Below are 6,182 nucleotides of genomic sequence, written 5' to 3' on the forward strand. Positions count from 1 at the left end.
TTAGATGCATGTGATAAAAAAATATATATGCTTCTTATAGAAATAAATGCAAAATAACTTATAAAAAAAAAAAAGAAAAAAAATAAAGACACACTATATTTTATATAGTATACTTTAATACAATAAATTTTTTTGTAGAAAGATATTAAGAAGGCAATAAAAAAGTGAAAAATATATTTAATATAGCAATTCTACCTGGAGATGGGATTGGACCTGAAGTTATGTCAGAGACATATAAAATTTTAGATGTTATAAATAAAAAATTTGATTTTAAAATAAAAACACATGAATTTGATATTGGCGGAATTGCATTTGATAAATTTGGAACTCCATTACCTAAAGAAACACTAGACGGATGTATAAAATCTGATGCAATTTTGTTTGGTTCTGTAGGTGGAGAAAAATGGACATGTTTATCACGAGATAAACAGCCTGAAACAGGCGCTTTATTGCCGCTTAGACGATTTTTTAACTTATTCATGAATATTAGGCCTATTAAATTAAATTTTGCTTTAAAACAGCTGTCACCATTAAAAAAAGAAATAATAAAAGATGGTTTTGATATTTTATGTATTCGTGAATTAATTGGAGGAATATATTTCGGGTTGCCTAAGGGTAGAAATACTTTTGATAAAAAAAATATTTCTGCTTTTGATACAGAAATTTATTCTACTAAAGAAATTGAACGAATTGCTAATATTGCTTTTCAATTATCTTTGAAAAGAAGAAAACTTGTTTTCTCTATAGATAAAGCTAATGTATTAGAGAGTTCTTCTTTATGGAGAGAAGTTGTAACAAAAGTTTCTAAAAATTTTCCTGAAGTAAAATTAATTCATTTATATGTAGATAATGCTGCAATGCAAATTATTAAAAATCCTAATCAATTTGATGTGATTTTATGTTCAAATTTATTTGGTGATATTCTATCAGATGAATGTGCGATGTTAACTGGTTCTGTTGGTATGCTTCCTTCCGCTAGTTTGAATAAAAATTTTTTTGGTTTATTTGAACCCGCTGGTGGTTCAGCTCCAGATTTAAAGGGTAAAAATATAGCAAATCCTATTGCTCAAATTCTTTCTTTAGCATTATTATGTGAATATTCTTTAAAACTTAATTATGTAGCTCAGTTTATTGAATTAGCAGTAATAAATACCTTAAAAAAAGGATATAGAACATTAGATATTTCTGATGGAAAGAATTACATTACAACTAAACAAATGGGTGATAATATTGCGCAAACATTATCTGAGATAATAAAATCATGAAAACAACGTTATATCAAAAAATATTTAATTCACATTTAGTTCATGAAGAAAAAGATATTACACCAATTATTTATATTGATTTACATTTAATTCATGAAGTAACATCTCCACAAGCATTTGATGGATTAAGATTAAAAAATAGAACTATTCGTAGATCAAATCAAACATTTGCAACTATGGATCATAATGTTTCAACATTATCAAGAAATATTAATTTATCTTCAAAAATGGCAAAAAAACAAATTAAAACATTAATAAAAAATTGTAAAGAATTTAATATTCCATATTATGATTTAAATAATTTAAATCAAGGAATTGTACATGTAATAGGTCCAGAACAAGGAATGACTTTACCAGGAATGACTATTGTTTGCGGTGATTCACACACTTCAACACATGGAGCATTTGGAACATTATCTTTTGGAATTGGTACTTCAGAAGTAGAACATGTTTTTGCTACACAGACTATACCCCAAAATCGTATGAAAAATATGAAAATTCATATTTATGGAAAACCAAAGTATAATATATATTCTAAAGATATAATATTAAAAATTATTCATGAATTAGGTACTTCTGGTGGTGTAGGTTATGTAGTAGAATTTACAGGACCAATTATTAAAAAAATGAGTATGGAAGGCCGTATGACGATTTGTAATATGGCTATTGAAATGGGTGCAAAATCAGGTATTATACAGCCTGATCATATTACTTATAATTATTTAAAAAATAAAAATTTTATTCCTAAAAATAGACCCTGGAAAGAATATATAAAAAAATGGAGTTATTTAAAATCAGGATCAGAATCTATTTTTGAAAAAAACTTCTCAATTAATATATCTAATTTATCTCCACAGATAACCTGGGGTACTAATCCATCTCAAGTAATTTCTATTACAGATAAAATTCCAGATTTAAATAGTTTTAATGATAAAAATTTATTAGAAGATACAAAAAGATCTTTAGAATATATGGAATTAAAACCAGGTACTAGTTTAGTAAATGTACCAGTAGATAAAGTTTTTATTGGTTCATGTACAAATTCTCGAATTGAAGATTTACGAATTGTTGCGTCAGTAGTAAAAAATAAATTTATAGCAGATAACATAGAAGCTTTAATCGTACCTGGTTCGGGTTTAGTAAAAAAACAAGCTGAAAAAGAAGGACTAGATAAGATTTTTAAAAAATCTGGATTTCAGTGGAGACATGCTGGATGTTCTATGTGTTTAGGGATGAATGAAGATCAATTAAAACCAGGAGAAAGATGTGCTTCTACAAGTAACAGGAATTTTGAAGGTAGACAAGGCGTTAATGGGAGAACTCATTTAATGAGTCCATGGTTAGCTGCACAAACAGCTTTATACGGTAAATTTGTAAACATTAATTAATGATTTCTCTTCATAAACTTTAAAGATATTTTTATATGAAACACTTTATTCAACATATTGGTTTTATGGCTCCTTTAGATGTATCAAATGTAGATACTGATATAATTATTCCTAAACAATTTTTACAAAAAGTTAGTAAAAAGGGTTTTGGTAAACATTTATTTCATAATTGGAGATTTTTAGATGAACTAGGAAAAAAAGAAAATCCTAATTTTATATTAAATAAAAAAATTTATCGAAATTCTAGTATTTTATTAACTAGAAGTAATTTCGGGTGTGGATCCTCTAGAGAACATGCTGTTTGGTCTTTATTAGATTATGGATTTAAAGTAATAATTGGACAAAGTTTTTCAGATATTTTTTTAAATAACTGTTTAAATAATAGATTATTATTAATTTCTCTTTCTAAAGAAATAATAGATAAATTATTTTTTATAATTGAAAAAAAAAGAAATGTTATTTGTATGATTAATTTATTAAAAGAAAAAATTTTTATTGATAACAACAGTATTCCGTTTTCAATTAATGTAATACAAAAACAATGTATTATGTATAATTTTGATAATATTGATTTTACTTTAAAATATGAAAAAAAAATAGATTCGTACGAAAAAAATAAATATCAATATTATTTTTTTACTAATAATTAGTAATTTTTTAATTAATATTTTTTCTAATAAAATTCTTATATTAAAGTATAAGAATTTTGTTAGTTTTTATATAAAAATTTTTTTAATTACAAAATTTTTTATTAAATATAATTTTGTTTTTTTATTTTATTTTTCTGGAGATTAATATGAACAAAAAAATTATTATTTTTGATACAACGTTACGCGACGGTGAACAAGCATTACAAGCAAGTTTAACAGTTAACGAAAAAATGCAAGTTGCTTTAGCTTTAGAACGAATGGGGGTAGATATTATTGAAGTTGGATTTCCTATTTCTTCCCCGGGTGATTTTAAGTCAATAAAATCTATTTCTCAAATAATTAAAACAAGTAAAATTTGTAGTTTAGCTCGTTGTTTGCCTAAAGATATTGAAATTGCAGCTCAAGCAATGGAAAAAGCAATAAATTTTAGAATACACCTTTTTTTAGGAACTTCTAATTTACATGTATTTTCTAAATTAAAAAAAAGTTTTAACGAAATAATTGATATGGCTACTTCTTCTATCATAAGAGCTAAGAGATATACATCTGATATTGAATTTTCCTGTGAAGATGCTGGACGCACTCCATTATATAATTTATGTAGTATTGTAGAAGCTGCTATTGAAGCGGGAGCTACTACAATTAATATTCCTGATACAGTAGGATATACTACACCTACACAATTTAAAAAAATAATTTCTACTTTATTTAATTGTGTTAAAAATATTAATCAAGCAATAATTTCAGTTCATTGTCATAATGATTTAGGAATGGCTGTAGGGAATTCTATTAGTGCTATTGAAGCTGGAGCAAGACAGATTGAAGGAACAATTAATGGATTAGGTGAAAGAGCTGGAAATACTGCTTTAGAAGAAGTAATTATGACTTTAAGTGTACATAAAAAAAGATTTAATAAATTTACTAATATAAATTTAAAAGAAATTTATAGAACTAGTAAAATAGTAAGTCAATTTTGTAATATGCCAATACCTTTAAATAAAGCAATTGTAGGAAAAAATGCCTTTACACACTCTTCTGGAATTCATCAAGATGGCGTGCTAAAAAATAGAGAAAATTACGAAATTATTAATCCAACTTCTATTGGATTAAATAATTGTAAGTTAAATTTAACTTCTCGTTCTGGGAGAGCTGCTGTAGAACATCGCATGAAAGAAATGGGGTATCAAAATAGTGATTATAATTTAAATGAATTATATATTGATTTTTTAAAATTAGCAGATAAAAAAGGACAAATTTTTGATTATGATTTAGAAGCTTTAGCTTTTTTTAAAAAACAACAAAATATTGAAGAATATTTTAAATTAGAATATTTTGATGTACAATCTAAATTATCTGGTCTTTCTGTAGCTTCTATTATTTTAATGTGTGGATCTCAAACTAATATTCAAAAAGCTACAACAAGCAACGGGCCTGTTGATGCTATATACCAAGCTTTAAATAAAGCAACATTATATCCTATTATTTTAAAAAAATTTCATTTAGAAGCTAATGGAGAGGGTAAAGATGCATTAGGAAAGGTAGATATTGTAGTACAATATAAATTACGTAATTTTCATGGAGTTGGCTTAGCTACTGATATTATTGAGGCTTCTGCTCAAGCGATGATAAATGTATTAAATTATATTTGGAAATCTAAACAAGTTAATAAAGAATTAGAAAAGAAAAAATAATATTTAAATCATTATTAAAAATTTAATTTATTCAAATTAAATAAAAAAAAATAATTATTTTAAAGTTTTTTTAAATTTTTAATTTTTTTTTAATAAATTCAATTAACTTTATTATTGAAAATTATTTAATTCTATTAATGGTTATCTATCATATTTATGATAGTTTTAATGTGAGTATTTATGATAAAAAAAAAATATGTATATAATCCATACCCGCAATTTATTCAACCAGAAAATCGTAAAAAACGTCCAGCTTTTATTAGATATGCAATGAAATGTGCAGCTCAAACAGATGTTGCTCGTAATGAAATTTATTACACTAATCAGTTAAGACACCCTGTAACAGGATGTATTCTTCCTCCGAGAGTAAGACGTTTAAATGAACATCGCGCACGCGCTTTAAGAGCTATGGTTCAAGCTATGTTATATCATTTTAATATAGTTTCTACTTTAGTAATGGCTTCTGTAGAAAAATTATCAGATGTATGTGGTTTATCTACATATTCTAGCGCAGGAAATAAATCTATTACTAGAGCTTCAAGATTAATTACACAATTTATGGAACCTATTGGTTTAATTAGTTGTCAAAAAGTATGGGATAAAATTTTAAAAATGTATATCCCTAAAATTATTTTTTTAAAACCACTGTTTTTTATGTTATTTAATATTTCTCAAAATAGACTAGAAAATGTTAGGACAAAACAATTAAAATGGATAAATAGTCAATTAGAAAAACAAGGAAAAAATAAAATAACATTTTTTGAAGCTGAAGAACAAGCAAAAGAAAGACATATTTATGCAGCTTTATTATCAAGAAAATCTAAACATACAATTCAAAAACAAAAAAATACAGCAATTAAAATTCTACAATTAGAAGAAAAATATGCTCGCTCATATATTTTAAATAATTTAGTAAAAAAATATTCTATTAAAGAACTTTGTAATATAGGATTAACTAATTTAAAAAGAAAAGTAAATTATGAATATTTTAAATTAATAAAATTAGCTAAAAATTCTATTCCTTAAAATTAAATTAAAATTATTAGTAATATTTTTTATATGCTTAACTGCATAGGGGTATTTTTTTTTAAAAAAAAATTTTGTTCTTAAATGTATTAAAATTTTTTATTTCATTTAATAATTTCACTTTTTAAATCTATTTTTAATAAAAAAAAATTTTTTAAAATA

5 protein-coding genes are annotated in these 6,182 nt (G+C 24.5%); all 5 read left to right on the forward strand.

Annotation, left to right across the window (positions count from 1 at the left end; translation table 11 throughout):
• Positions 1-164: 164 nt before the first annotated feature.
• The 5 genes from leuB (at position 165) to repA (ending at position 6,020) form a co-directional block, all read left to right on the forward strand.
• Positions 165-1,265, forward strand: coding sequence for a 3-isopropylmalate dehydrogenase (gene leuB, locus BUCICURT3053_RS02045; RefSeq protein ID WP_154061353.1), 1,101 nt, complete (start codon positions 165-167; stop codon positions 1,263-1,265).
• On the forward strand, positions 1,262-2,653 hold the full coding sequence (gene leuC, locus BUCICURT3053_RS02050; protein WP_154061354.1) for a 3-isopropylmalate dehydratase large subunit: 1,392 nt from the start codon (positions 1,262-1,264) through the stop codon (positions 2,651-2,653). Before leuB ends, leuC begins: the two co-directional genes overlap by 4 nt.
• A 35-nt stretch (positions 2,654-2,688) precedes the next feature.
• The gene (leuD, locus tag BUCICURT3053_RS02055; RefSeq protein WP_154061355.1) at positions 2,689-3,303 is read left to right on the forward strand and encodes a 3-isopropylmalate dehydratase small subunit; all 615 of its coding nucleotides are present in this window, start codon (positions 2,689-2,691) and stop codon (positions 3,301-3,303) included.
• Positions 3,304-3,449: 146 nt separating this feature from the next.
• Positions 3,450-4,994 carry a 2-isopropylmalate synthase gene (gene leuA / locus BUCICURT3053_RS02060; RefSeq protein ID WP_154061356.1) on the forward strand — a complete coding sequence of 515 codons (1,545 nt, stop codon included), beginning with the start codon at positions 3,450-3,452 and terminating at the stop codon, positions 4,992-4,994.
• Positions 4,995-5,174: 180 nt separating this feature from the next.
• Positions 5,175-6,020 carry a plasmid replication initiator RepA gene (repA, locus tag BUCICURT3053_RS02065; RefSeq protein WP_154061357.1) on the forward strand — a complete coding sequence of 282 codons (846 nt, stop codon included), beginning with the start codon at positions 5,175-5,177 and terminating at the stop codon, positions 6,018-6,020.
• The last annotated feature ends 162 nt before the right edge of the window (positions 6,021-6,182 follow it).

The organism is Buchnera aphidicola (Cinara curtihirsuta) (genome assembly GCF_900698895.1).
Lineage (GTDB): Bacteria > Pseudomonadota > Gammaproteobacteria > Enterobacterales > Enterobacteriaceae > Buchnera_F > Buchnera_F aphidicola_AX.